Origin of the sequence: Exiguobacterium sp. s193, from assembly GCF_018618755.1 — a bacterium.
Classification (GTDB): Bacteria; Bacillota; Bacilli; order Exiguobacteriales; family Exiguobacteriaceae; genus Exiguobacterium_A.
The window spans coordinates 87,020-110,607 of sequence record NZ_JACSMR010000011.1 but is presented as its reverse complement, the minus strand read 5'-3'; the positions used below and the strand labels follow the sequence as shown (position 1 = coordinate 110,607).

Here is a 23,588-nt window from a genome sequence, read left to right as displayed (position 1 = left end):
GAGCAGGAGAGCAACGAAATGCCGAAGACGGGCTCGTCCGTCGGCGTCGATGTCGGGTTGAAGCACTTCGCCATCCTGTCGGACGGCACGGTGTACAAGAATGACCGTTACTTCCGTTCGCTTGAGAAAAAGCTGGCACGTGAGCAACGTAAGCTCTCTCGTCGTCAACGGTTGGCCTTGGACAAGAAAGTAACACTTTCCGAGGCGAAGAACTATCAGAAGCAGAAGCGGAAGGTCGCCCGCATCCACGAGAAGATCGCCAACAAGCGAACCGATTTCCTGCACAAGGTGTCGACCGAGATCGTCAAAAACCACGACATCATCGGGATCGAGACCTTGCACGTGAAGAACATGCAGAAGAATCGCAAGTTGAGCAAGTCCATCTCTGATGTCAGTTGGTCGGAGTTCTTCCGCATGCTCGGATATAAGGCGGAATGGTACGGGAAGACCGTCGTGAAAGTCGGCAAGACCTTCGCCTCTAGTCAACTGTGTTCCAGTTGCGGACATCAACACAAAGACGTGAAACATCTTGACTTGCGTGAATGGACATGCCCGAGTTGCGGGATCCATCACGACCGGGATGTGAACGCAGGACTGAACCTCAAACAAGAAGCTGAACGCCTCTTAGCTTCTTCAACCGTCGGGACGACGGGGTTAGCCTGATCAAATTTCGACCGTTAGGTCGAATCACTCAGGAATCCTCCACCTCTAAGCGAAGCGTAGGTGGAGGTAGTTCAAGGGATAGATCAATTTATTGGAGAACCGCAATTATGGGGAAAAGGAATAGGTTCGATAATGATTCGAAAGATGGTGGATTATCTTTTGGATGACAAAGGTGCTGCAATGATAGTATTGGATGTTAAGAAAACGAATACACGAGCAATTTCAAGTTATGAAAAGTGTGGTTTTAAACAAATGAAAGAGTTAAATAATGACTCGATTTTAATGGGATGCATTAAAGAAACACGCGAATGAACTTTGTGCAGAGGGCTCGAAAGTGTTTATATTCCTTACTCTAGTCACCTATCTTACTATTCTTAAATCACAATAAATCTGGTTTCCGAGACTAGATATTTAAAACCGACAATTCCATTTAACATATCTAAATGGGAAAGGGGACAGACCGATGTACACAGTAAATGATTCCGTTCTGTCGATCCGGACATATCCGGCCGAATATCAAAAACACCGTAAAACGATCTGTTTGTATCATGGCTGGGGATCGAGTGTGACCAAATATGATGAATTCGCCCGGATGCTTTCCGGTAATGGATTTACCGTCATTGTGCCGGAGCTGATTCTGCATGACAGCCGCAATGCGCTAGGTGCGTATTTTGACCAGGGAATCGTCGAACAGCACTTTTGGGAAGTGGTGTTTCAAAGCATTGAAGAATCAGGCACGCTCGCAAAACAGCTGAACGTTTCAAAGGATGATATCATCTGGCTCGGCGTCTCGATGGGAGGATTCATCGCGAGCGGTGCAGCAGCTAAACAACAGGGAAGCGCGGGATTGATTAACATCAACGGGTCCAGCTCCTTCCTCTTTGCGGAACAGCTTTTACGAAGCCGTGACAAAAGAACGACGTTGTCCACTTCAGAAGAACAACGCTTGAGAAGTTATGATCCCTTGTCGCAAGAACAGGTGACACCGACCTTATTGTTACATGGAGAGGACGATGAGGTCATTCCGATTGCGACACAACAGCATTATGTGGATTCAACTAACAATGATGTCACGTTCCTCAAATATCCAAACATCAACCATACCGTCTCAGATGACATGATTGCCGACATCTTGAACTGGTTGGATGAGCGTTTTTAAAAGTTCAGAAAAACCGGACTCCTTTTCAGGGGCCCGGTTTTCTTTAAAAACGGTTCTCAGGAAATGGTGTTATCCCGAAGATGGAAGCGAGAGTCGCCAGCATGATGCTTTCTCCCTGATTCTTACCGCAAGATTTTTTCGAGCGTTTTTCCTTTTGCCAACTCGTCAATCAGTTTGTCGAGATAGCGGATTTCGCGCATTAACGGCTCCTCGACGTTTTCGACCCGGACACCACAGACGACACCTTTAATGAGTGAACGCCGTTCCTGCATGTCTGGTGCTTCCGCAAAAAAAGTTTCGAAAGTCGTCGTATCTTGCGATAACGTCGAGAGCTGTTGTTCCGAGTACCCGGTCAACCAACGGATGATCGTATCGACTTCCTGTTTTGTCCGACCTTTGCGTTCCGCTTTTTTGACGTAAAGTGGATAGACGCTTGAGAACGCTGTCGTATACAACCGGTGTTTCGTCATTGTAGTTCCTCCTTTTCGTTAAAAATAACGGCCCTCCTTTTCTCGTGAAAAAGAGGGCCGTTGCCAATGAGGGATGGTTTCCAGTACAAGTTTCACCGATACGAAGATCAAAAAACGGACCCATTAACGTCGGGCATATTTCATTCTCCAACGGATTGAGATCAAAAAAGCAGAAATTCCGGAAAACACGAATAAATAGAACAAAAAAAGAAGGCAAACTCCCCATAATCTTCAAGACTGGCGAACGGATTATCCGTAATGAACGGTTCCGGTAAAATCCCGATGAAGAACAACGGGAGAAACAATAGGCAAAACCGTTTCCAAAAGTAGTATTTGTAGGGGGTACCCGTTCGGACGTCCATCACGTGACTCCTTTCTGAAAAATCCTTAATTTAACAAATTATATCATTTTTTTGTTTGGTGTATCCGATGGATTTAAAAAAGTCGTCAATCGAAAAGATGGTTCGTCGTAATCCATCTCGTCAAGACGATATACAAAGTTTCTGATACTGCTCTTTGATTTGGTTGTACATTTCGTCCGTCGATTGTGCGGCATCGATCCGGATGACGGGTGATCTCGAAAGAAGCATTTGGAGTTGATGTTCTGCCAATGTCCCAATCATGGCAGGGTCCGTCTCCGTCAAATATGTCTTGCACCAGTCGAGGAAATCGTTAGAACCTGAAAAATCGGGATAGCGTGCCTGTTCCCGTTTGATTAACCGGTTCATCCGTGTTTCTTCATCCAACGTTAAAAATACGAGCAACTCGCGGTCCGGGAAGCCGTAGGGATTCCACGAAAAGACGGAACCGGAAACAATGTACTGTTGATGGCGTTCGATGTCCTGTCTATATAAGGCATACCGATCGTCGACCGACCGTTTTTCAGTGAATGTTTGATCCGTCCACAAGTAGTGATCGCTATCGATCCATGGTATGCCTTCTTGCTGGCCGATCCACTTGCCGAGCGTACTTTTGCCGGTGCCGGACCCGCCGATGATTTGAATACGCATTTATAAAACCTCCCGAACGTTAAAATCCTATTTTCCAATAAATCTTAGATTGCTTTCGATGAATCGTTCACCCTTTTTTCGGGTAAATCTCTCAATAAGGTAAAGGAACGGTAGTTGCGCCTGTCGGAGACGATTGATGGTCAGGAGAGGAAGATACGATGATTGCCTTTTTCATTCTGTTACGGAATATGTACTACGTCCTGAAAATCCTGTTTCGGCAAGACGAACAAAAGGCAGTCATGTTCTCCGTCGCCTTTTTGCTTGCAGTCGGAATGTTTTTTTATCACAATGTCGAACAGCTGACTTATCTTGACGCCCTCTATTTTTCCGTCATGACGCTGACGACGGTCGGATATGGTGATATCTATCCCGTCACGCCGCTCGGCAAAATATTTACGATGGGGTACGTCTTGCTTGGCATTGGGGTCATCAGTGCCTTGATCGTCAATTTTAACCGGGCGCTAAAAGAGTTTCACTTAAACAAAAATAAACGAAACGGGAAGTGATGACCGGCATTCAGAAAGACGACCTGAAATCATCAAAATAGAACTGCTCATGTGGAGTCGTTAATCAGGAAATGACAAATGTATCCCGCAGTTCGACAATCGTCCCTTCTGGTGCTTTTAATTTACTGAGATGCCCGTCGACGACGAAGTAGATGTTTCCGCCGTTTTTCGGCAGGAAGGTGACACCGCGTTGTTCGAGCCGTGCGACTTCCGCCGCTAAATCGTCGACGTATAAAGCGAAATGAACGGGACCGGACGTATGTTTCGTATAAGGCGTCAAGGTCTCGTCGACTTTGTTCGTCTGGAGTTCGATATAAAAGTCGCCGAGCTTGAGCCAACTGTTAAACGCACGGGTGTGAAAGTCCGGGGATTCCTGGACGAGTTCGAACCCGAGTGCTTCATAAAAGGTTTTAGAGGCAGCGTAATCAGCCGTTTGGATACAGATGTGATGAATTTGTTTCAACTTATGGACGTCCTTTCGAAAACGGACCGCAAGCGGCGCTCCGTTTTTTATTGTATATATGTCAGTTTAGCATATTATAAACCGTTTCAATGCAGACGAAAAACTCCACCGGCTCTAGAAAAAGCAAGGTGGAGTAGCGGTCATGGCGTGACGTCGATGACATGAAACGTAACATCCTGACCGTCCGAAACGGAATAGGCAATCATTCCGTTGACGTAAATCGGTTTAGACGTCGTGTCTTCCATTTCGGTCAACGGGGCGACGGTTCCGCGCGTTAAGTCGGCATAGAGGAGCTGCGACGTGTTTTCACGGAAGATTAGCCGGTCGCGGGACAAGAAACGAAACGCATCGACGGTTGAATGCCGATCGGATAACTCATAAGTGAAGTCGGGTTCTTTTGAATCAAGCGGTAAAAAAGCAGCGTGTCCCTCTTCACCGATTGCGACGTAATCAGCACCGTACTCGAAATCAATCAATCCATCAATCGGTCGCTGGAACCTGCCGTCGTCACTCGCAAGGCGCGAGGTTTTAGTCCCGTCCTTGAACGTGCTGGTATGAATCAAGCGTCCGGCGTCGCCCAATCGGAAATCAAACGGTAAGATACCGTCCCGTTTTCTTTTGTTGAGGTCATACTGTTCGTGGATGATGATTGTATCGGCGGCAACATCAAAGGACTTCATCAGCGTTGTTGTCTTCTTCGCGGTTGCGTCATGGATCAGCCAGGAGACGCGAGTCGTTGAAGCGTCAAGCACCGGGATGGAGGCATCGAAGCGGCTGACCCCTCGGTCAAGCACATCCTGTTTTCCATTTTTGAGATTGAAGCTGTGAATCGTCCAGGCAATCCCGTCCTCTGCCGGCGCTGACGCGACCCAGAACAGGTAATGGGACACACCGGTCAATGAGCCGATCGTTTGATCGACCGTCTCAATCACTTCATTCGTGTTCAATCCCGGGGAATAGCGGTAAATCGTGCTGTTAACCTTGTTTTCGTTCGTCTGGAGGAAGTGCGTGTAGTAAATATCGTGTTCATATAGATACTCCGGAGAAAGCTGGATTGACTGACCGACAAAAAAGGACGATAGATTGTACGATTTTTGCGTACCGATTGAAACGAAATCCTCCTTTTTTGATAATGCGACCGGCTTATGTTCGCTTGAAACCGGTGTCGCGGCAGCGGTTGAAACCGCTTCTGCTTTAACGCCCGGTGAGTTTTTTGTACCCGACGCGGTGTCATTCGTGCACCCGCTCGTGATGGCGAGCGCGAGTGTGGCAACGGCGAGAGAAGTTTTGATGTACATGATAGTTCTCCTTTTTTAGTAGATTAAAAATCGCCAATCGGATGAAAAACGATATCAAAACGTGTAGACTGGTGAAGTACCTAATTATTGTAACAGATGGACGGGTTATCCAGTTTTTTTCTGGAGGTTCAAGTAAATCGAATTTTTATATTCAGTAAGGAGTGCATCAAAATGGCAAGAACATTACGGAAATCAGCGACCGACAAATCGATCCAGGGTGTCTGCGGAGGACTTGCGGAACAGCTTGGCTTGTCGTCATTCGCCGTCCGCTTAATTTTTATTTTTATCCCACTGCCGGTCAACATCATCATTTATCTGATTCTTGCGAATGCGATGGCGAGTCCACCACGGACGTTGTAACACAAACTCAACCAGAAGGGGGCAACCCAGATGAACAAACAGAATCGCACGTCATCCTTAGCGGCGCGACTGCTCGCGATCACAATCGGCGCCTTGATTGGAGTAACAATCATGTACAGCGTGCAAGGAGAGTTCAACTGGAGCGTTTTTCTCGGCTTCGTCGGCGGAGCACTCCTGTTGGGGGGCATCAGTGCCGTAGTCGCCCGTAAGAAGCGGCACGCGTAACTGATTAAAATAAGGGGGAAAAGAAATGAGTTATTGGATTTGTACGACCTGCGGGGTGCAGACGGATGCGGTTGAAGTTCAACCAACGACCTGCCGGATTTGCAGTGATGAACGGCAATACGTCAATCCTGACGGACAATCGTGGACGACGCGTGAGGCGATGGTCGCATCCGGGAACTACCGGACGACGGTGACACCGGAGCAACCGGGTTTGATGAGCCTCGTGACATCACCACAATTCGGAATCGGGCAAACGGCATATCTGGTCGCCGGGGAAAAGCGGTTGTTATGGGACTGTATTACTTATCTCGATCAGACCGTGATTGATGAAATCAACCAACAGGGGGGACTTGACGCGATCGCCTTGTCGCATCCGCACTACTATGCGACACAAGTCGACTGGGCAGAAGCATTTGGCGTTCCGATCTATATCCATCAGGCAGACGAACAATGGGTGACGCGACCGAGCGCTCGGATTATTTTCTGGTCCGGTGATCGGTTGGAACTGGCAGATGACCTCGTTCTGCACCGGATTGGTGGTCATTTTGACGGCGCGACGGTCCTTGAGTGGACGCAGGGAGACGCAGGGCGTGGTGTCCTGCTGACGGGTGATATCGTCCGTGTCGTCGCCGACCGGGCGTGGGTCAGCTTCATGTACAGTTATCCGAACCTGATTCCGTTGCCGGCAACGACAGTAGCGCAGATGGCGTCGCAACTCAGCACGCTGTCATTTAACCAGTTGTATGATGCCTTTCACCGCATCGTCGAAAACGACGCAGCGGATGCAGTTGCCCGGTCGGCAACGCGTTACATCGATGCATTAGGCGGCACGGATGATTAAGGGTCTGTACGAAGCGCATCTCCCGGTCCGGAATTTACAACAATCGATTACCTTTTACGAAGGACTCGGGCTGACACTCGATCATATCGTCGACGACCGGTTGGCGTTTCTCTGGATCGTCAAAGAAGAAAGTTGTCTTGGCCTCTGGGTCGCGGATCAAGTCGAACTCGACTACCATCCGTCGATCCGGCATATCGCCTTCCAGGTCGAACTGGAAGCATTGACGGATGCCGTTAATTGGTTGACGGCACACGGTTACACACCACGAAAAGCATTTGGGTTCGAACCGACGGAACCGTTCGTCATCGCACTGGCGCACCACGCGCACGCGAAAATTCATTTCAATGATCCGGACGGGAACAGTCTCGAGTTCATCTGTCCGATCGCCAATCCGCACCGCATCACGGGAACGATGTACTGGAGCGACTGGCTGCGTATAAACGCTCAAGCAGAGGGGGAGACCGATGAAACAAGCAATCATCTTTGATATGGACGGGACGTTATTTCAGACGCACCGGATTTTAGGGCCGGCTTTAGAAGTCGCTTTTACCAAGTTACGGCAAGCCGGTAAATGGCATGACGCAACACCGCTCGATACATACGAAACAATCATGGGTGTCCCGTTACCGCAAGTCTGGGCGACTCTCTTGCCGGCACATCCGGAAACCGACCGCAAGCAGATGGACGACTGGTTTCAACAAGCCTTGATCGAGCGAATTCAGACAGGGCAAGGCGCCTTGTATCCGGATGCTGTGACGATACTGGAAACACTTCACGCGTCCGGACACGAGTTATATGTCGCGAGTAACGGACTTTCAGCGTATTTAGCGGCAATCGTCGAGCAGTTTGCGTTAGACCGTTACCTGACCGGGGTCTATAGCATTGAAGACGTCGATTCACTCAACAAAGCCGAGCTCGTCCGGATGATTCGGACGAAACACGGGCTACGGGAAGGTTACGTTGTCGGCGACCGGCAATCGGACTTTACGGCAGCAAAAGAAAACGGTTGGCCGGCGATCGGCTGCCGATTTGACTTTGCACAGGAAGCGGAGCTCGCGACGGCCGAGCATGTCGTCGATGATTTGCTGACAATCACGAAAATCGTTTAACGGGACACGTCGTGTCACCTCATCATGAGTTCGTCTGAACATATAGGCAGAGGAATCGCCTTTTTGTAACCCGTTGCCGTATGATGAGACGGAATCTGTTTGTAGTTAGAGGAGGCACGTCATGTTAGCAATTATCATTGGTTTAGCAATCGGCATCATCGTTCCGGTGCAGACGAGTGTCAACACACGGCTGCGTGGAGTTGTCGGATCACCGTTTACGGCATCCTTCATCTCGTTTAGTATCGGGACCGTCTTTTTAGTCCTCTTAACCTTGATCGTCGAAGGGAACTTCACATTGAACGAAGCTCTCTGGACGACGGAACCCCGCTGGATTTGGTTCGGTGGTGTTCTCGGGGTCATCTTCTTGACGGGAAACATCTTACTGTTTCCAAAACTGGGCGGGGTCCAGACGGTCATCATGCCCATCTTCGGACAAGTCATCATGGGGCTGTTGATTGACCATTTCGGATGGTTCGATTCAGCTGTCAACCGGTTGTCGCCGACTCGCCTAATCGGGGCAATGCTCGTCCTGGTTGGTGTCGTCGGTACTGTCGCCTTAGGTGATTGGTTAGCGAAACGCCGGCAACGCGGACAACAGGAAACGAAGAACCTTGCGGAAGTCAACTTGACCGGTTGGCGTTTACTCGGCATCGTAACGGGGATGATGAGTGCGATGCAAGCAGCGATTAACGGGCATCTCGGAAGTGTCCTCGATTCGGCGATTAAAGGGGCATTGATTTCCTTCGTCATCGGGACGCTGACGTTACTACTCGTGTTGCTACTCGTCCGACCGAAGCTCCAGCTGGACCGGACGGCGCCAAAACCGTGGTGGATGTTCATCGGTGGTCTGATTGGTGCGACGTTCATTGCCGGGAATGCGTTCATCGTCCCGCTCGTCGGCACCGGCGTCGCCATCATCATCGTGACGATTGGTCTGTTGACGGGGAGTCTCTTGATTGACCGGTTCGGTTGGTTCGGGGCAGCCCGGACGCCGGTTACTGGCGTTCAAATTCTCAGTTTGCTCGTGATGATCGGCGGAATTGTCCTGATCCGGTTATAAAGTAAACGCCTTTCGAGATTCTTTTGAATCCCGAAAGGCGTTTTTTAGTTGCTTATTTAGAAGAGAACGTTGGTATAGGTTACGACAACCGGTACCGACTTGTTTGTAAATTTTTTAAATCAGGACATCTGGGAATTAAATAGCTGGTCGCGTGTCCCGAAGCGCAACGCGAGTTTTAACAGGAAAACGTTTAAAATCAGTAAACCGATCGATAACAGAATCAGGAAAAACGTATTGATAAAGAATAATCCGCTGATTTGACCGATGATTAATCCGATGAACGGTAAGATGATGATACCGCTCAAATTTTGTGCTTCCTGATACGTACTGACCCGGGTCGAGATCAATAAATTAATTAGCGCCGTCGTCAATAAAAGAATCGGTAACAGGAGGAAGAGTAACACCCACCACTGGGTCGAGGGAAAGCTGACTGAAAAGCCATTGACGGAAATCAAAGTGTTGATGACAAGCAGATTTATCAAAAAGCAGACGGCGGAAATCAGGTAGGATGACGCAATCGAGATCAGCAGCTTGCCGTAAAACAAATCACGGATGGTGATTGGCGAAAACAATAAGCTTTCTAATGTATGCTGTTCCTTTTCACTGACGAAACTATTGGCAGCGATGACGGAACATGTAATGACCGGAACTAACAAAAATAACGTCACGAGCGGATAGTTTAGGAACAAATAAAGCAATTGTTCATTAAACGTCAGTGTCAGGACATCCGGACTGGCCGTAGTCGCCAAAAAACGATTCAGCAAATCAAGCACTTCCGGGTCGGTTAACGTGGACGGATCAAGCTCGATGATGAACCAGGCGAATCCGATCGGAAGGACGAGCCCCATCAAGACCGGAATGATAATCAACGTAAACAGCAAAATCTTTTTTCGGAAGAGTTGGATGCTGTCTTTTTTAATCACGGCAAGCACGAGCGGTAGGTTCATTTCGTTTCACCCCTTAACTTAAAATAGACACCTTCTAAATCACGGTCGATTATTTGACACTCATACACCGCGTAGCCCTGATCGATGATTTGTTTCAAAAAAGGACTGATGCACGTTTCGTCTTTAAACGATACTTCAATCACGTCAGGAGCAACAGGTGCAACAGCCGTTTCGAACATCGTGCGGGCGGAGTCCGGTGGAAGGTTTGTCCGGATTCTGACGCGAATCGAAGTTTGGTGACGGTTCAATAAATCGACGAGTGTCCCTTGATCGATGAAACGCCCTTGTTCGATGAAGATGTAGGCGTCACAGACACTCTCCAATTGGTAGAGGAGGTGAGACGTGATGATGACAGTCGTTCCCTTCGTTTGATTCACGGAGCGAATCATATCCAGTACCTGGCGAATGCCGTCGGGGTCCAGTCCGTTCGTCGGTTCATCCAAAAATAAAATTTCCGGGTCATGCAGCATTGCTTTAGCGAGCGCGAGTCGCTTTTTCATACCAGTACTAAACGTATGAACGTAGGCATCGCGGACATGGGCCAAGTCGAACTGGTTCAACAGCTCAAGCAAATGACTTTTATTTCTGACACCATATAAAGATGCGTAAAAAGTTAAATTCTCAAGCGCCGTCATATCAGGATACAACCCCGCACTTTCGGTGACGATACCAGCTTTCGTACGAAGGGCTTCAATCGGCTGATCATCATAACGGACCGTACCATGCGTCGGGGAGATCACACCGTTCATGATTCGAATCAGCGTTGTTTTCCCGGCACCGTTCGGACCGATCAAGCCGACTACTTTTCCCCGTGGAATCGTGAACGACATATCTGATAAGACAAGCCGATCACCAAACGTCTTCGAAATGTTTTGTAATGTTAGCATTTAATATCTCCTCACCTGTTCTGCATACTGAAATTTCACGAAGAAAATCATTCTTTTTGTAGTTAAACAGGAAGCTCTCCCTAAGGGAAGTGCTTCCTGTTTGTTCGTTACTTCACCTTCAAGATGATTTTCCCTTTCGCATGACCGGATTCCGAATACGCGAGTGCCTCCTGTGCCGCTTCAAACGGATAGACGCGATCGATGACCGGTTTGATTTGCCCCGTCTCAATCCATTCCGTGATGTGCTGCAGTTGTCGTCCGCTCGGTTTCATGAACAAAAACGTGTATGTGACGCGGTATTTCCGCTCGAGAAATGCCTCACGGACCGTCAAGAGACGAAATAACATCGTCTTCAGGAACCCGGAACCGTACGCTTTGCCGAACCGGCCATTCGGCAATCCGGAAATCGAGACGATTTGTCCACCGGGCCGGACGATCTTAAAGGACCGTCTGAGCGTGTCGTCGCCAATCGTATCGTAGACGCCGTCGAAGTCATGTAAGACCTCGTCGAAGGCGACGGTCCGGTAATCGATGATTTCGTCGGCACCGAGTGCTTTGACCAAATCATGGCCGGCAGGACTGGCGGTCGTCGCGACATACAGTCCCATCGCCTTCGCCAGTTGGATGGCGAACGTCCCGACACCGCCGGCACCGGCCTGGATTAAGATTTTTTGACCCGGTGTCGCTTGTAAGACGTCGTGGAGTGCCTGATAGGACGTCAAACCGACAAGCGGAATTGACGCCGCCTCTTCGAACGATAACGCATCCGGTTTTCGTGCGACGAGGTCTTCATGAATCGCGATGAATTCCGCGAATGTCCCGATCCGCCGTTTTTCAGCGCGTCCGTAAACGGCGTCGCCGACTTGAAACTGTGTAACCGCGGGACCGACCCTCGTGACGATACCGGCAAAATCGTTGCCGAGAATCAACGGGAACTGGTAGGGAATCAACAGCTTGAGCTTGCCGTCCCGAATCTTAAAGTCAACCGGATTGATGCTCGCGGCATGAATTTCGACTAAGACATCATGTGCGGAGACAACGGGAAGGGGCTGTTCCGTTAGTTCGAGTGGTACGTTTCCATATTTTTCAATCGTCATTGCTTTCACCGAGCATCCACCCTCTCTGACAACTCTTTTTAACCAGTGTATCACGCCTTCCGATAATGCTATACTGAAATTGGATAGGGAAAATATGGGATTAACCAATCGTGAAAGTAGGTGACGTGTTGAAGAAATGGGGAGAGCGGTTATTACGGGAATGGATTCGCATACCCCGCTGGTTGAAACGTGCCGTTCCTTTAGCAATCACGCTCGTTCTCGTCTGGCAGCTTGTCAGGACGATGCTTGATTTTGAGATAGGAGCGGTTACGTTCAGTGATGTCATCATGTGTTTGATTGGTGCGGGTATCATCGTCTTCTTATCCAAGTTTGATTCGAAACGATAGGGAGGTTACATCTTGTCAAAGAAAAGCGAACAGGAACAACCGTTAACAGGGGGAAACGTTTCTGCCGTCAGTCGCGCAGGCGACACGGTCCGGCGGGAACAAAAGCCGGACAGTCCGCGGATTCACCGGCTGCTCGTGCACCTCGAGAAAAAAGAGTATCCGGCAAGTCCCCGGTTTCTCGGAATCGATCCGCAAAATCGGGAAATCCTGTCGTATCTTGACGGGGAGGCGGGAAACTATCCCCTCAAGGCCTACATGTGGTCGGAGGCCGTGTTAGCAGAGACGGCCCGGTTACTCCGTCAGTTTCATGATGCCACGGCAGACTTCGAAGTACCCGCGTCATGGGAACCGCTCGATAATACGCCGTTGCCGTATACAGTTATCTGTCACAATGATTTTGCCGTCTACAATGTCATTTTTAAGGACGAAAAACCGATCGGCGTCATCGACTTTGATTTAGCGGCACCCGGCCCACGCATTTGGGACATCGCCTACACGTTGTATACGTTCGTCCCGCTCAGCCGGCTTCATCATGATGAACACGGGCGACAAGTCGACTATGACCCCGTTACGGGACCAGACCGGATCAAACGGCGTATCGACATCTTTTTGGCGTCTTACGGGATGCCGGAATTAAAAGCGCAATTGTTTGATACGTTGTTGTTACGGATTGAAGCGCTCCTGTTGACGATTCATCGTAAAGCAGCCGACGGGGAGGAGGCGTTTCAGCGGATGATTGAGGAGGGGCACGTGATGCATTATGAGCAAGAACTTGCCTTTATCAAGCAGCATGGCGTGATGTGGTTTGATTAACAATGGGGGAAGTGGTGCAAATGAAGACGGAAACAGATATCGTCCAGATGTTTGAACGGGACCGGGAGACAAGAATACTTCTTGAGGCGGTCGCGAGACTCGACTTACCAGACTGGTGGATTTGTGCCGGGTATGTCCGGGCGAAGGTTTGGGATACGTTAGAGCAAAAGGAAGCGACGGCGGTCGCGGATATCGATGTCATCTATTTTGACGCCTCCGACACGACGGAAGCGACTGACCGGATGTTAGAAAAACGATTGAATGCACAATTGCCGGATTATCCTTGGTCCGTTAAAAATCAGGCACGGATGCATACCAAAAATGACTTACCGCCATACCGGTCGTCCCGCGACGCGATGGCACAGTTTCCGGAGACCGTGACGGCGATTGGTCTGACGCTACAAGCCGACCAACTTGAATTTTTCACGGCCTACGGCGTTGGTGATCTGTTGCAGCAACGGCTGCGGCCGACGCCGCTGTTCCAGGCGACGGCACGGCAAGTGATTTACCAGCAACGGCTGGCGGAAAAACAATGGGTGAAGAACTGGCCAGGTGTCCATGAAGCGGAGAATGAAACAACCGGATTGAAAAAAAATTAAATCGTTGAAACGAAATCGGTCGGTTACGCAGTCTAACAGGTAGTGACAGACAGAAAGGGGAGAACGGGCGATGATCGGTCGGCGAAATAAGCGGCAACCCGCGTTTGATGATGAAACGTTTCTGATGTTTTTGACGCGTCATGATACCTATCTTTACAAGATGTCCTACCTGTACTTAAAAAATGACCAGGATGCGCTCGAAAATGTGCAGGAAGTCGCCTATCGCGCCTGGAAACACCGCCATACGTTATTGGACGCGACGATCGCCAAAACATGGTTGACGCGGATCGCAATCAATTGTGCGCTCGACATGTTAAAGAAAACCAAAGGAATCCGAGTCGACTACGCGACAGTGGCGAAGGAGATAGCGGAACCGGTCATGTTCGAGGAGCGACTCGTCAATGATCTTTACCTGCAGGACTTGCTCGAAGTGCTCACGGTAGCGGAACGGACCATCGTGTTCTTACGGTATTACGAGGATTATACGTTGCAAAACGTCGCCGATCTCCTGCAAATACCGGTCAGCACGGTCAAAAGTACACTCTACCGGGCCATACAAAAGGTTCAGACACGACAGACGGGAGGCGGGGCGGGATGAACGAGCAGGTCAAACAGGAAGTCGATAAGATCGACATACCGCGGGGACAGGTCCGCAGTCAATTGCTCGCCGGCGTGGAGCGGGCACGGCGACAACGCTTCACCGGACGTAAGGTCGCGACAGGATTCGTTACAGCACTCCTGTTGACGGTCGGGGGAGGCATGCTACTGCAAGAGACACCGCCTGCGACAGAAATCGTTCGGACAGACGGTGCCGTCGTCGTCCCGAACTGGGCGCAGGATAAACAAGTCGACGGCGATTCGACCGCAGGCAGTATGCTCCCGGGACTCGTCTACAAGCAGGAGCTGTATCTGGCGATGGAGACACCTCTGACGGATGACGTCCGTACCCTGCAAGGGGAACGGCTGGAGCGCGTGACGGCAACACTTGAGGAAACAGGTGACGACGTCATCGAAAATGCCTCGAACCTCGGACCGGTCACTTTGTATCGGGTCGACGGTTACAAGCCGTCTGTCCGCCTGTTTGCCGTAGGGGAGGAAGAAGGTAGAAAAAAAGTCTGGCTACTCGAACGCCAGACGGGTTTTACAGTGACTACGGGAAACGATTTTTTTGAAGATTTACATCTTGATCAACCGGTTAAACACTTCGCCTATCAGACATTTGACGAGTGGAATGACGCCGAAACGGCACGACCGGTGACTGTCGATCGTCCGTACCGGGCCTTCCTGAATGCCTTGTATCAAAGTGATGCGATGATCCGCGAAGAAGTCCCGAAAGAAGCCGCGGACTACATGCATCCCGACACAATGAAGGTCTTACGCGTGACGCAAGCGGACGGCATCACGGTGTCGCTGCGGTTGATTGCAGGCGGCTACGTCGTCTATCCGCAACTGGACGTCTTCTTTAAAGTCGATCCGGTCGCTTTTAAGGAGATGTGGGAGGCGTTGTGACCGCTGCATCAATCGTCTTCCGGAAACCGTAAAACGGACGATAACCGAGTTGTTCGTAAAACGAGTGGGACGAGGCGCTCGCGAGAATCTCGAGCCGCGTCGCCGGATAAAGGGCGTGGACATGTCCGAGCAAGGCTTGTCCGAGTCCCTGCCCGCGGGCACTGTCTGCGATCAACAGCTCACAGATGTAGAGCGTGATCGCCGTATCGGTCATGCCGCGGATGTAGCCGGAAACGGTTCCGTCGATGACGACGACGTACGTGACGTTCGACGTCGCGAAGGCGCGTTTCGTTTCGTCCGACCGGGCGACGAGATTACTCCAGCCTTCAGCCGCATTCAACCGTTGAATCGCCTCGAAATCCTGTTCCGTGTAGGGACGGATTTGGTATTGTCGTTCTGACATGGTAAACACTCCTGTTCTATAAGTTAATTTTGAAGCACTGTGCCTAATTCGTCCCAGTCGTCGATCCAGTCCGTACAAGGAGAGAGGAGCGCCGAACCGTTTCTTTTCCAAATCACGTTCATCCCGACTTGCTGCGCACCGTAGACGTCGTTTACGGGATGGTCACCGATGTAGACGGTCGCATGTGCGTCAAGGGCACACTTTTCTAAAAAATAGTTGAAAATGAACGGGTCTGGCTTTTTGATTCCGATGTCTTCCGAAATGAGGATGAAATCGAAAGAGTCCGCTATTCCTAAAGCGTTTAAAGTGGTGTGCTGGAAACCAGACAGACCATTTGAAATCAGTCCGATCAGATAACCCTGTTTTCTTAACCCCTTTAACATATCCGTCGTACCCGGATAGGCGAGGCAATGGTTCGGAAAGGAAACAAAGTAATCGTCGAGTAATTGACGCCACGTCACCGTCGTGATCTCGAACTCCTGCAGCAACTGTTGATAAACGATATCTTTTGAAACATACCCATCGTTGTCCAGCGTGATGAAGCGACGCGTATAGTCCGGCAGTGAAACGGGTTGGAAGTCGTTAAAGAAACGCTGATACTGTCCCATGATGAAATTTTTTAAGGACAGCTGACGATTTAAAAGCGTCCCGTCTAAATCGAACACAACTGCTGTTATATTTTTAATTTCAATCACCGCCAATTAGATGAATTAACCGTATACCCATTTCCATATTAATGGAATAATTGAACTAGAGAAAGTTATTTCGACAATTCATCTAAGTAGGAGAGGAAAAGTCATGGCTCATTTCGATACAAAAACGCCGGGACGACCGCTCGTCATTCTGCCCGGTCTTGGCTGCAGCTATCACGAATGGTATCCGATCATCGAAGCATTAAAACAAACGTTTCGTGTCATCTCGTTTCACCGCCATGAATTGGAAAACACGACTGAACGCGGCACGGCGGGGGTTGCCGTGCAACTCAAACAGTTACTTCAAACAATCGGCGTCACGGAACCGATCCTGCTTGTCGGACATTCTTACGGAGGGCTGTGTGCGCAACAGATGGCACACGATTACCCGGAGCGTGTGCGCGGACTCGTTCTCGTCGACTCGACGTCCGTCCGCTTGCGACAACTGGATGCCTTGACGTTACCGGTCCTCGATGCCGAGTCGACGGATCAGGTCTGGGTTGAAAAATGCCATGCTTATGCGGCGATGACACGTCACGCCTTATGCGAGACAATCCGGCCGGAATTGACGCAGGCGCAACAACAGTTACCGGTAAACGTCCAACAAAAGCTGATTGATTTCGGAACCGATCCAAAATTGTACGGCGAAATGGCCACGGTCATCGAACGGTGGCAGGACGACGCCCTTAAGTTGGAACGGCGCGGTCGTCTCGCGGATCTTCCGCTCGCCGTGCTTGGACGCGACAAGGAACTGGCCGTGAACAGCGGGATCGAAGAGGGGTTGCCGGAAGGGGAGTTACGCTTGCTTGAGGACACATGGGAACGATTGATTTGCGAGCAAGCTGACTTGTCGACTCAAAGCGAGCTACTGTTTGTTGAGCAGGCAAGCCACGCGATTCATCTGGACCGACCGGAAGCCGTTCTTACAGCCATCGACCGAATCGACGAGTTCGCGCGCGATTAAGCCGAAAGGAGTGAATCGATATGGGATCACGAATCATGCACTATTGTATTGCGTCATTGCTCGCGGACAAGCTGAAACTGGAGCCCCGGAGTGATTTTCTGTTGGGTGGGATCGCGCCGGACATTCACGGACTGATGGGTGTACCGAAAGGGAAAACGCATTTCAAGGACGTGGATGAGACAGGGAAAAGCCGGATTAATCTAGACCGGTTTTTGCATACATATGAATTAAAACGAACAGAACCGTTTTACCTCGGCTACTTTTGTCATTTAATATCCGATCAAGTCTGGTTGGATTTTTATTTGAAAAAAGTCGCGTATGTCTCGCGCGGGCAGTGGCAAACAGATTTAGAAAAGTCCTACCGTGACTTTCAGCGCTTGAATGGACGGATCATCAAACAGTACGGACTCACGATCGAGCCGTTGACGATTCCGTATTTTGAGATTGAAGGGTACGGCAAACAACATTTACCGACTTTGATCGCGGAACTAGAAGATGACTTTCAATACGATGTAACGCTATTACAAGAACCACTGGAAGTTTACGCCGACGATAATTCCGAAATCATCCAGTACATCGAACAATCCGTGTTACGGTGCCTGGAACGATTGCCGGAAGTGATTAAAACGAACAGAACGTTGCACGACAAAAGTACTTATTAATTTCAATTACCGTAATTTATAAATAAAATTAATAAGCGACGAGTATATTTAAAACACTATTCTCCTACAAGTTAAACAAACATGGATTACATCAAAAAAACAGCTAAGGTGCTTTCGACCGTAGCTGTTTTTTCTATTTCCCTTAAAAGGGTGGTGTCGCGTTCATGAAGATTGTTTCTGTGCTGATTTATCGGCATACATAGCTGAATCAGCTTGTGCGACGAGCTGCTCTATTTCATTGGCGAAACCAATCGCTAGTCCGGAAGCGATAGCGATTTGTGACGCGCGCATCTCCGTATCGATCTGTGTTCTTAATGCCTCAATCTCTTCATCCGTTACATCGGATTCGATGACAGCAAATTCATCCCCGCCAATCCGGTAGACGTTTTGACTATGTTTTTTCAATATGCACGCTGTTACTTTAAGTAAATCATCACCTGCTGCATGACCGAATTGGTCGTTTTGAACCTTTAAATCATTTAAATCAAGGAGCAAGACAGCGAGGGGCGTATCCTGACAGGTCTTGAATGCGTGTAGGCACTGGTCGAATTGGTACCGATTGTAGAGACCGGTCAAGGCGTCCGTACAGCAACGGGTTTCCAGCGCCTGTTTTTCAGACATCGTCTGTTCGACATTGCGAATGATGCCTTGCACGGCGACAAGCTGTCCTTTCTCGTAAATCGGGGTCGAGTATTCTTCGAACCAGATGTACGTTCCTTCGTTCGTCCGCCAGCGCTGTAAAAAAGAAGCATCATAATTTCCGGTTCCCGACACTTTTGCGACCAAGACATCAAAATCTTCCGGATGGATCCGTTCGAAACAGACGGCGGGGTCCGCATAACTCGCAGCGACGACACCTTCCCCGATATGCTCGTCAAGCGATGGGCTGATGTAACGAAAACGTTGGACCGGTTTTACTTCAAACACATAAACGATATCTTTCGAGTGGTGCCCAATCAGTTCGACTGATGGTGGGGGAGCTACGTTTGATTGTTCTACATTTAATTGTTTAAGTTTCATGAAGCCGAGCGTCATAAGAATACCGAGGCCCATTCCTAAAATAAGCATGCTGGTTCACCTTCTTCTAGTCTGTATGGACTATATCGTACCATGTAATTTGCAAAAATTTTACTTTTTTATGTGCAAAAGGGGAGTTAAATAATCAGTAAATCAAAGATTAGTTTAATTTTCCTCTGTTACTTAGGGATTGTGCTTTAATCAAATGAACTACCCATGAATCTTTCGCGACTTTTTCGGGTATGGACTTGAAGAGGACTTATTGAGTCATCTGCTGCAAGGAATGAATATGTTGCAACTGCTTTAGACAATATGCTGCTTCATTTTTTCCACGTGCTTCTTCGGACGAAGGGCTATCCGAATTGCAGACAACACGATTTAAAAGGAGAGAATGAAATGGGACATGAACATGGGCACGACCACGGACACACGGGAAATAAACGTGTGTTATTGATTGCTTTTTCCATCATCACGGTATTCATGATCGTCGAAGTCGTCGGTGGGTACTTAACGAACAGCTTGGCACTTCTCGCTGACGCCGGACACATGTTAAGTGATTCGGCGTCACTTGCGATTTCACTTGTCGCCTTTAAACTTGGGGAACGGGCAGCTAGCGGCAATAAGACGTTCGGATACAGACGTTTTGAAATATTGGCTGCCGTCATCAACGGTGTCGCTTTGATTGGAATTTCGCTTTATATCTTCTATGAGGCAATTCGTCGTTTTACAGAACCTGCGTCGATTGCTTCGACCGGCATGTTGATCGTTAGTGTCATCGGTCTACTCGTCAATCTACTCGTCGCTTGGATCATGTTACGCGGGGGCGACGTCAAAGAGAACCTGAACATGAAAGGGGCGTACCTCCATGTCTTGAGCGATACGCTCGGTTCGATTGGTGCGATAGCGGCAGCCCTGCTCATCATGTTCTTCGGCTGGAACTGGGCCGATCCGCTCGCAAGTATCATCGTCGCAATCCTTGTCTTACGAAGCGGGTACTTCGTGACGAAATCAGCCGTCAATATTTTGATGGAAGGAGTTCCGGAGAACGTCGATCTCGAAGACATAACAGCAACCATCCAGTCGACGAAAGGGGTCGACGACGTCCATGACTTACATGTCTGGGCGATTACGAGTGGACTGAATGCCCTGTCGTGTCACATCGTCACGGACGGCGCTATGTCGATTGCTGAAGGTCAGGCGTTACTTCAGGAAATCAAACACAAACTCGAAGACCAACATATTCATCATGCGACGATTCAAATCGAAACGGCGGATCATGAACATAGTGACGCCTTGTTATGTGAACTGGCCAGCAGTCCTGCCTCCCATTCGCATCATCATTGATGCAACGTCTCACCACCATGCATCGTTCACGGCAGCTTTCCTTTCTTTAAAGGAGTTGATTACGAATGGATCATCATTATTCTCCGAGTGAATTTAGAGATAAGATGTATGCTGATTTAAAAGTAACACCAAGCGACTCCGTAATTCTCATGTGTTCAATCTTCATAGCTTCAATCGGTTTGAACATGAACTCCATTCCAATCATCATCGGCGCGATGCTCGTCTCGCCGTTGATGACCCCTATCTTAGGGATCGGATTTGCATTATCCGTATCCGATTTAACTCTCCTCAAACGGGCGGCGAAACTATTAATCGTCCAAGTATCCGTCAGTCTGATTGTGGCAACGTTATACTTTTCCATCTCACCAATTACGTATGCGAGTAATGAACTCATTGCAAGGACGTCACCAACGATTTGGGATGTCGTGATTGCCTTCGCCGGTGGAACGGCTGGTATCATCGGCGCCCGTAAAAAAGTCGGTAATAACATCGTTCCCGGTGTCGCGATTGCGACGGCCTTGATGCCGCCGCTCTGTACGGTCGGCTATTCGATTGCGACGATGAATGTGGAGTATTTTTTAGGTTCCAGTTATCTATTCATCATCAACTGCGGATTCATCGCAATCGCGACGTATATCGGTATACGGTTCATGGGCATCGCGGGCGCATTACACAAAAGGCAACGGCAAGACCGCCGCATCACGATCACGCTCGCAGTTCTTTCCATCCTGATTACGGTTCCGAGTATGTTTTCCGCCGTCACCTTAGTCCAGCAAAGTTTAATCAGTACCGGAATTTCGGCACTGATTGATGAACAATTCACAGACAGCGTTGTGATCGATCAATCCTATGATGAGGAAAAAGAACAATTGACGGTGACGGTCACCGGGAAACGCTTGTCTCAAGAAGAAATGACGACAATTGAGTCGAGTTTACCGGATTATGGATTAGCGGGTAAGGACTTAGTCATCAACCAAGTCCCGGACCTCAACAAGTTGACGGGGGAACAGGCGGCATCCGTCTTGAACCGCTATCTGGAAGAGCGGTTACGTCAATCCAGCTGGTTCAGCAACCGGTCGTTCCAATTTGATCAACTCCCATTCCAGTTAAAGGACTGATTCGATGATCACCTGTTTCACTTGGATTCGGTATGAAGAGGTCATGTCAAACGAAACGTAAACCGAAGCCGGCTCTGTGGGGGGAGGGGAATGATATGAAATTTAATCTGGTCTTCGTCATATACAGTTGTATCCTAGGTCTTGTCGTCGGCGTGATCGCTTCCCTTTTTTTAATCGCCGTCAACGCGATGATTCATCTGACGTGGACGACAATTCCGGAAACCGTCGACAGCAACTGGTATCCTCTTTGGATTGGTTTGATGGGTGGTGTATGGATTGGACTGTTTCAAAAGTACGTCGGTGATTATCCGAAGACAATGCATGAGACGTTACATGAATTTCAGGAAACAGGACGCGTCACGTACGACGGGGCGGTCACCAAAAATTTTAGTGCCGCGTTGATTGTCTTGACATGTGGGGCTAGTCTCGGACCGGAAGCGGCACTCGTCAGTATTTTAGGAGGCTTGATCACCTGGGTCGGAGACCGGATGACGTGGACGATTCAAAAGAAGGAACAGTTTCTTGAGCTCGGTATCGGGGCGATGTTGGCGACGATTTTTTATGCCCCATTCGTCGGGGTCAGTGAAGCGATCGAAGAGGGGATTGCAGAACGGCGTTTTCAATCGAAACTGACGAAAGCCCTGTTGTATGCGATCACGACGGCATGCGGGATTCTCGCGTTTACGCTGTTGAATCAACTTGTTCCAAGGACCTCCGTCTTCGGCATCAGTACACCGCAAGTCGCCTGGACCCGTGAAGTCCTATACTTCCTGTTTCCGGCCATTATTATCGGCGCTTGTTTCGGAAGCCTCTTCCTCTTGTTCGGACGATTGACGGACTCGATTGCGCGGAACTATCCATCCCCGCTCGGCCTCGCAATAAGTGCCGGACTCTTGATTGGATTATTCGGGAGGTGGTCGCCCTATTTTTTGTTTTCCGGCGAACATGAAATCTTAGCCTTCTCAAAAGAAGCACTCGATCAATCCCTTATTTTTCTCATCTTGCTTGCGCTAGGAAAAGCCTTACTGACGAATATCTGTTTTTCATTCGGGTGGCGGGGCGGGAAAATTTTTCCGGCTATTTTCTCGAGCACGGCAATCGGGTTCGCCGTCGCTACCTTGTTTCCCTATACACCGGGGTTGCTTGTCGCCGTTGCCGTTGCTGCGAGCTGCACCGTTATTTTGAAACAGCCTTTCGTCACGTCGACGTTGTTATTATTTTTGTTTCCACTCCAATTCTTCCCGTTCATCTTACTCGTCGCGTTACTGATTAAACAAATTTTGCTTCGCATTGAAGGGAAAGGGTCGAGTGTGGATTCGCATTGATGGTTACTCCAGGATAACTCGGGCTCGCCTATCCTACTCAATCGCATAGGTTTATTTAATACAATCCTAAACGTTATAAGACAACATCATTGGGGGGTCTTAAAAATCAATCGGCTGAAGCGTTATTCCTTTTTCCGAATGAAGTAACGAATCATGAGCACACAAAGAACGACGAGCACGACCATCCAAGAGACGTGTTTGATGGCAAACGTCGCGACGAGGTTCCAGCGTTCTTGGAGATAGAAACCGCTCGTCATGAAAATCAAGGACCACACCGTAAAGGACAGTGCCGTCGAAAGCAAAAATGTCGTCAAGCGAATCCGGACCGTCCCGGCACCAAAAGCAAAAATCGTTTTCCAGAGCGGGGACAAGAGCAGGTACCATCCCCCATACTGGCGTAAGTTATGTTCGGCCCGCTGCAAGCGGTCCGGACGGACGTGAAGCCACTTCGTCAGCACATGCAGCATCCGTTCACCGCCGAAGTAGCCGAGACCATACAAAACGAGTTGCGACAGGACGAAGCCGGTGACGCCCGTCGCGAGCATCACGACGTAGGACAGCTGATTCGTCGCTACTAAAAAGCCGGCATAACTCATGATCAGTTCGGTCGGAATAAAGTGAGCGAACAGGGCAAGAAAGACACCGAGATACCCATAATGGTCCATCCAGATTTGCCAGTTGGTCATGTCATTTCTCCTCT

Annotated in this window: 31 protein-coding genes; 20 read left to right on the top strand and 11 right to left on the bottom strand. The window is 49.2% G+C overall.

Annotated features, from left to right (window positions below; genetic code table 11):
* The 3 genes from KNQ04_RS12915 to KNQ04_RS12905 form a co-directional block, all read left to right on the top strand.
* The coding region (locus KNQ04_RS12915) for an RNA-guided endonuclease TnpB family protein (RefSeq protein WP_214851218.1) at window positions 1-663 on the top strand (663 nt) is incomplete at its 5' end.
* A gap of 60 nt (window positions 664-723) precedes the next feature.
* Complete coding sequence (locus tag KNQ04_RS12910; protein WP_214851217.1) at window positions 724-975, top strand: GNAT family N-acetyltransferase; 252 nt, start codon at window positions 724-726, stop codon at window positions 973-975.
* A gap of 151 nt (window positions 976-1,126) precedes the next feature.
* A complete protein-coding gene (locus tag KNQ04_RS12905; RefSeq protein ID WP_214851216.1) occupies window positions 1,127-1,822 on the top strand; it encodes an alpha/beta hydrolase in 696 nt (231 codons plus the stop codon).
* Window positions 1,823-1,944: 122 nt separating this feature from the next.
* On the opposite strand, the gene KNQ04_RS12900 is transcribed toward KNQ04_RS12905, so the two are convergent.
* Together KNQ04_RS12900 and KNQ04_RS12895 are read right to left on the bottom strand one after the other, a co-directional pair.
* Window positions 1,945-2,292 carry a DUF2200 domain-containing protein gene (locus KNQ04_RS12900; RefSeq protein ID WP_214851215.1) on the bottom strand — a complete coding sequence of 116 codons (348 nt, stop codon included), beginning with the start codon at window positions 2,290-2,292 and terminating at the stop codon, window positions 1,945-1,947.
* Between the two features lie 482 nt (window positions 2,293-2,774).
* The gene (locus KNQ04_RS12895; protein WP_214851213.1) at window positions 2,775-3,302 is read right to left on the bottom strand and encodes a shikimate kinase; all 528 of its coding nucleotides are present in this window, start codon (window positions 3,300-3,302) and stop codon (window positions 2,775-2,777) included.
* A gap of 158 nt (window positions 3,303-3,460) precedes the next feature.
* On the opposite strand from KNQ04_RS12895, the gene KNQ04_RS12890 reads away from it, so the two are divergent.
* On the top strand, window positions 3,461-3,808 hold the full coding sequence (locus KNQ04_RS12890) for a potassium channel family protein (RefSeq protein WP_214851211.1): 348 nt from the start codon (window positions 3,461-3,463) through the stop codon (window positions 3,806-3,808).
* Window positions 3,809-3,872: 64 nt separating this feature from the next.
* On the opposite strand, the gene KNQ04_RS12885 is transcribed toward KNQ04_RS12890, so the two are convergent.
* The gene (locus KNQ04_RS12885; protein ID WP_214851209.1) at window positions 3,873-4,271 is read right to left on the bottom strand and encodes a VOC family protein; all 399 of its coding nucleotides are present in this window, start codon (window positions 4,269-4,271) and stop codon (window positions 3,873-3,875) included.
* A 140-nt stretch (window positions 4,272-4,411) separates the two neighbouring features.
* The gene (locus KNQ04_RS12880) at window positions 4,412-5,569 is read right to left on the bottom strand and encodes a hypothetical protein (RefSeq protein WP_214851208.1); all 1,158 of its coding nucleotides are present in this window, start codon (window positions 5,567-5,569) and stop codon (window positions 4,412-4,414) included.
* A gap of 171 nt (window positions 5,570-5,740) precedes the next feature.
* On the opposite strand from KNQ04_RS12880, the gene KNQ04_RS12875 reads away from it, so the two are divergent.
* From KNQ04_RS12875 to KNQ04_RS12850, 6 genes are all read left to right on the top strand, one after another.
* Window positions 5,741-5,929 (top strand): PspC domain-containing protein, encoded by a 189-nt coding sequence (locus KNQ04_RS12875; protein ID WP_214851207.1) that lies wholly within the window; start codon window positions 5,741-5,743, stop codon window positions 5,927-5,929.
* Between the two features lie 30 nt (window positions 5,930-5,959).
* Window positions 5,960-6,154: an LPXTG cell wall anchor domain-containing protein gene (locus tag KNQ04_RS12870; RefSeq protein ID WP_214851206.1), complete on the top strand. Its 195-nt coding sequence runs from the start codon at window positions 5,960-5,962 to the stop codon at window positions 6,152-6,154.
* A gap of 25 nt (window positions 6,155-6,179) precedes the next feature.
* Window positions 6,180-6,995, top strand: a complete 816-nt coding sequence (locus KNQ04_RS12865) for an MBL fold metallo-hydrolase (protein ID WP_214851205.1) — start codon at window positions 6,180-6,182, stop codon at window positions 6,993-6,995.
* Window positions 6,988-7,482 (top strand): VOC family protein, encoded by a 495-nt coding sequence (locus tag KNQ04_RS12860; protein WP_214851204.1) that lies wholly within the window; start codon window positions 6,988-6,990, stop codon window positions 7,480-7,482. The genes KNQ04_RS12865 and KNQ04_RS12860 overlap by 8 nt, the downstream gene beginning before the upstream one ends.
* Window positions 7,460-8,104 carry an HAD family hydrolase gene (locus tag KNQ04_RS12855; RefSeq protein ID WP_214851202.1) on the top strand — a complete coding sequence of 215 codons (645 nt, stop codon included), beginning with the start codon at window positions 7,460-7,462 and terminating at the stop codon, window positions 8,102-8,104. The genes KNQ04_RS12860 and KNQ04_RS12855 overlap by 23 nt, the downstream gene beginning before the upstream one ends.
* Before the next feature lie 121 nt (window positions 8,105-8,225).
* Window positions 8,226-9,164, top strand: coding sequence for a DMT family transporter (locus tag KNQ04_RS12850; protein WP_214851200.1), 939 nt, complete (start codon window positions 8,226-8,228; stop codon window positions 9,162-9,164).
* 119 nt (window positions 9,165-9,283) lie between these two features.
* On the opposite strand, the gene KNQ04_RS12845 is transcribed toward KNQ04_RS12850, so the two are convergent.
* From KNQ04_RS12845 to KNQ04_RS12835, 3 genes are all read right to left on the bottom strand, one after another.
* Window positions 9,284-10,111: an ABC transporter permease subunit gene (locus KNQ04_RS12845; RefSeq protein ID WP_214851198.1), complete on the bottom strand. Its 828-nt coding sequence runs from the start codon at window positions 10,109-10,111 to the stop codon at window positions 9,284-9,286.
* Window positions 10,108-10,998 carry a heme ABC exporter ATP-binding protein CcmA gene (gene ccmA, locus KNQ04_RS12840; protein ID WP_214851196.1) on the bottom strand — a complete coding sequence of 297 codons (891 nt, stop codon included), beginning with the start codon at window positions 10,996-10,998 and terminating at the stop codon, window positions 10,108-10,110. Before ccmA ends, KNQ04_RS12845 begins: the two co-directional genes overlap by 4 nt.
* Window positions 10,999-11,105: 107 nt before the next feature.
* Window positions 11,106-12,104 carry an NADP-dependent oxidoreductase gene (locus tag KNQ04_RS12835; RefSeq protein ID WP_214851194.1) on the bottom strand — a complete coding sequence of 333 codons (999 nt, stop codon included), beginning with the start codon at window positions 12,102-12,104 and terminating at the stop codon, window positions 11,106-11,108.
* Between the two features lie 101 nt (window positions 12,105-12,205).
* Between KNQ04_RS12835 and KNQ04_RS12830 the strand changes: the two genes are divergently transcribed.
* The 5 genes from KNQ04_RS12830 (at window position 12,206) to KNQ04_RS12810 (ending at window position 15,363) form a co-directional block, all read left to right on the top strand.
* The gene (locus KNQ04_RS12830; RefSeq protein WP_214851193.1) at window positions 12,206-12,442 is read left to right on the top strand and encodes a hypothetical protein; all 237 of its coding nucleotides are present in this window, start codon (window positions 12,206-12,208) and stop codon (window positions 12,440-12,442) included.
* A 12-nt stretch (window positions 12,443-12,454) separates the two neighbouring features.
* Window positions 12,455-13,255, top strand: coding sequence for a phosphotransferase enzyme family protein (locus tag KNQ04_RS12825; RefSeq protein WP_214851192.1), 801 nt, complete (start codon window positions 12,455-12,457; stop codon window positions 13,253-13,255).
* Between the two features lie 20 nt (window positions 13,256-13,275).
* Complete coding sequence (locus KNQ04_RS12820) at window positions 13,276-13,854, top strand: nucleotidyltransferase family protein (RefSeq protein ID WP_214851191.1); 579 nt, start codon at window positions 13,276-13,278, stop codon at window positions 13,852-13,854.
* A 70-nt stretch (window positions 13,855-13,924) separates the two neighbouring features.
* On the top strand, window positions 13,925-14,452 hold the full coding sequence (locus tag KNQ04_RS12815; protein ID WP_214851190.1) for a sigma-70 family RNA polymerase sigma factor: 528 nt from the start codon (window positions 13,925-13,927) through the stop codon (window positions 14,450-14,452).
* Window positions 14,449-15,363 carry a hypothetical protein gene (locus KNQ04_RS12810; RefSeq protein ID WP_214851189.1) on the top strand — a complete coding sequence of 305 codons (915 nt, stop codon included), beginning with the start codon at window positions 14,449-14,451 and terminating at the stop codon, window positions 15,361-15,363. The genes KNQ04_RS12815 and KNQ04_RS12810 overlap by 4 nt, the downstream gene beginning before the upstream one ends.
* On the opposite strand, the gene KNQ04_RS12805 is transcribed toward KNQ04_RS12810, so the two are convergent.
* Window positions 15,338-15,766, bottom strand: coding sequence for a GNAT family N-acetyltransferase (locus tag KNQ04_RS12805; protein WP_214851188.1), 429 nt, complete (start codon window positions 15,764-15,766; stop codon window positions 15,338-15,340). The genes KNQ04_RS12810 and KNQ04_RS12805 overlap by 26 nt on opposite strands.
* A 23-nt stretch (window positions 15,767-15,789) precedes the next feature.
* Window positions 15,790-16,431: an HAD family hydrolase gene (locus KNQ04_RS12800; protein WP_353049727.1), complete on the bottom strand. Its 642-nt coding sequence runs from the start codon at window positions 16,429-16,431 to the stop codon at window positions 15,790-15,792.
* A 133-nt stretch (window positions 16,432-16,564) separates the two neighbouring features.
* Between KNQ04_RS12800 and KNQ04_RS12795 the strand changes: the two genes are divergently transcribed.
* Window positions 16,565-17,422 carry an alpha/beta fold hydrolase gene (locus KNQ04_RS12795; protein ID WP_214851187.1) on the top strand — a complete coding sequence of 286 codons (858 nt, stop codon included), beginning with the start codon at window positions 16,565-16,567 and terminating at the stop codon, window positions 17,420-17,422.
* A gap of 20 nt (window positions 17,423-17,442) precedes the next feature.
* Window positions 17,443-18,084, top strand: a complete 642-nt coding sequence (locus tag KNQ04_RS12790) for a zinc dependent phospholipase C family protein (protein ID WP_214851186.1) — start codon at window positions 17,443-17,445, stop codon at window positions 18,082-18,084.
* 162 nt (window positions 18,085-18,246) lie between these two features.
* Here KNQ04_RS12790 and KNQ04_RS12785 read toward each other — a convergent pair whose 3' ends face one another.
* The gene (locus KNQ04_RS12785) at window positions 18,247-19,152 is read right to left on the bottom strand and encodes a sensor domain-containing diguanylate cyclase (RefSeq protein WP_214851185.1); all 906 of its coding nucleotides are present in this window, start codon (window positions 19,150-19,152) and stop codon (window positions 18,247-18,249) included.
* A 345-nt stretch (window positions 19,153-19,497) separates the two neighbouring features.
* Between KNQ04_RS12785 and KNQ04_RS12780 the strand changes: the two genes are divergently transcribed.
* From KNQ04_RS12780 to KNQ04_RS12770, 3 genes are all read left to right on the top strand, one after another.
* Complete coding sequence (locus tag KNQ04_RS12780) at window positions 19,498-20,445, top strand: cation diffusion facilitator family transporter (RefSeq protein ID WP_214851183.1); 948 nt, start codon at window positions 19,498-19,500, stop codon at window positions 20,443-20,445.
* A 65-nt stretch (window positions 20,446-20,510) separates the two neighbouring features.
* Window positions 20,511-21,563, top strand: coding sequence for a DUF389 domain-containing protein (locus KNQ04_RS12775; RefSeq protein ID WP_214851181.1), 1,053 nt, complete (start codon window positions 20,511-20,513; stop codon window positions 21,561-21,563).
* Between the two features lie 95 nt (window positions 21,564-21,658).
* Window positions 21,659-22,888, top strand: coding sequence for a chloride channel protein (locus KNQ04_RS12770; protein ID WP_214851179.1), 1,230 nt, complete (start codon window positions 21,659-21,661; stop codon window positions 22,886-22,888).
* A gap of 122 nt (window positions 22,889-23,010) precedes the next feature.
* Here the strand turns inward: KNQ04_RS12770 and KNQ04_RS12765 are convergent, their stop codons facing one another.
* Window positions 23,011-23,574, bottom strand: a complete 564-nt coding sequence (locus tag KNQ04_RS12765) for a DedA family protein (RefSeq protein ID WP_214851177.1) — start codon at window positions 23,572-23,574, stop codon at window positions 23,011-23,013.
* Between the last annotated feature and the right edge of the window lie 14 nt (window positions 23,575-23,588).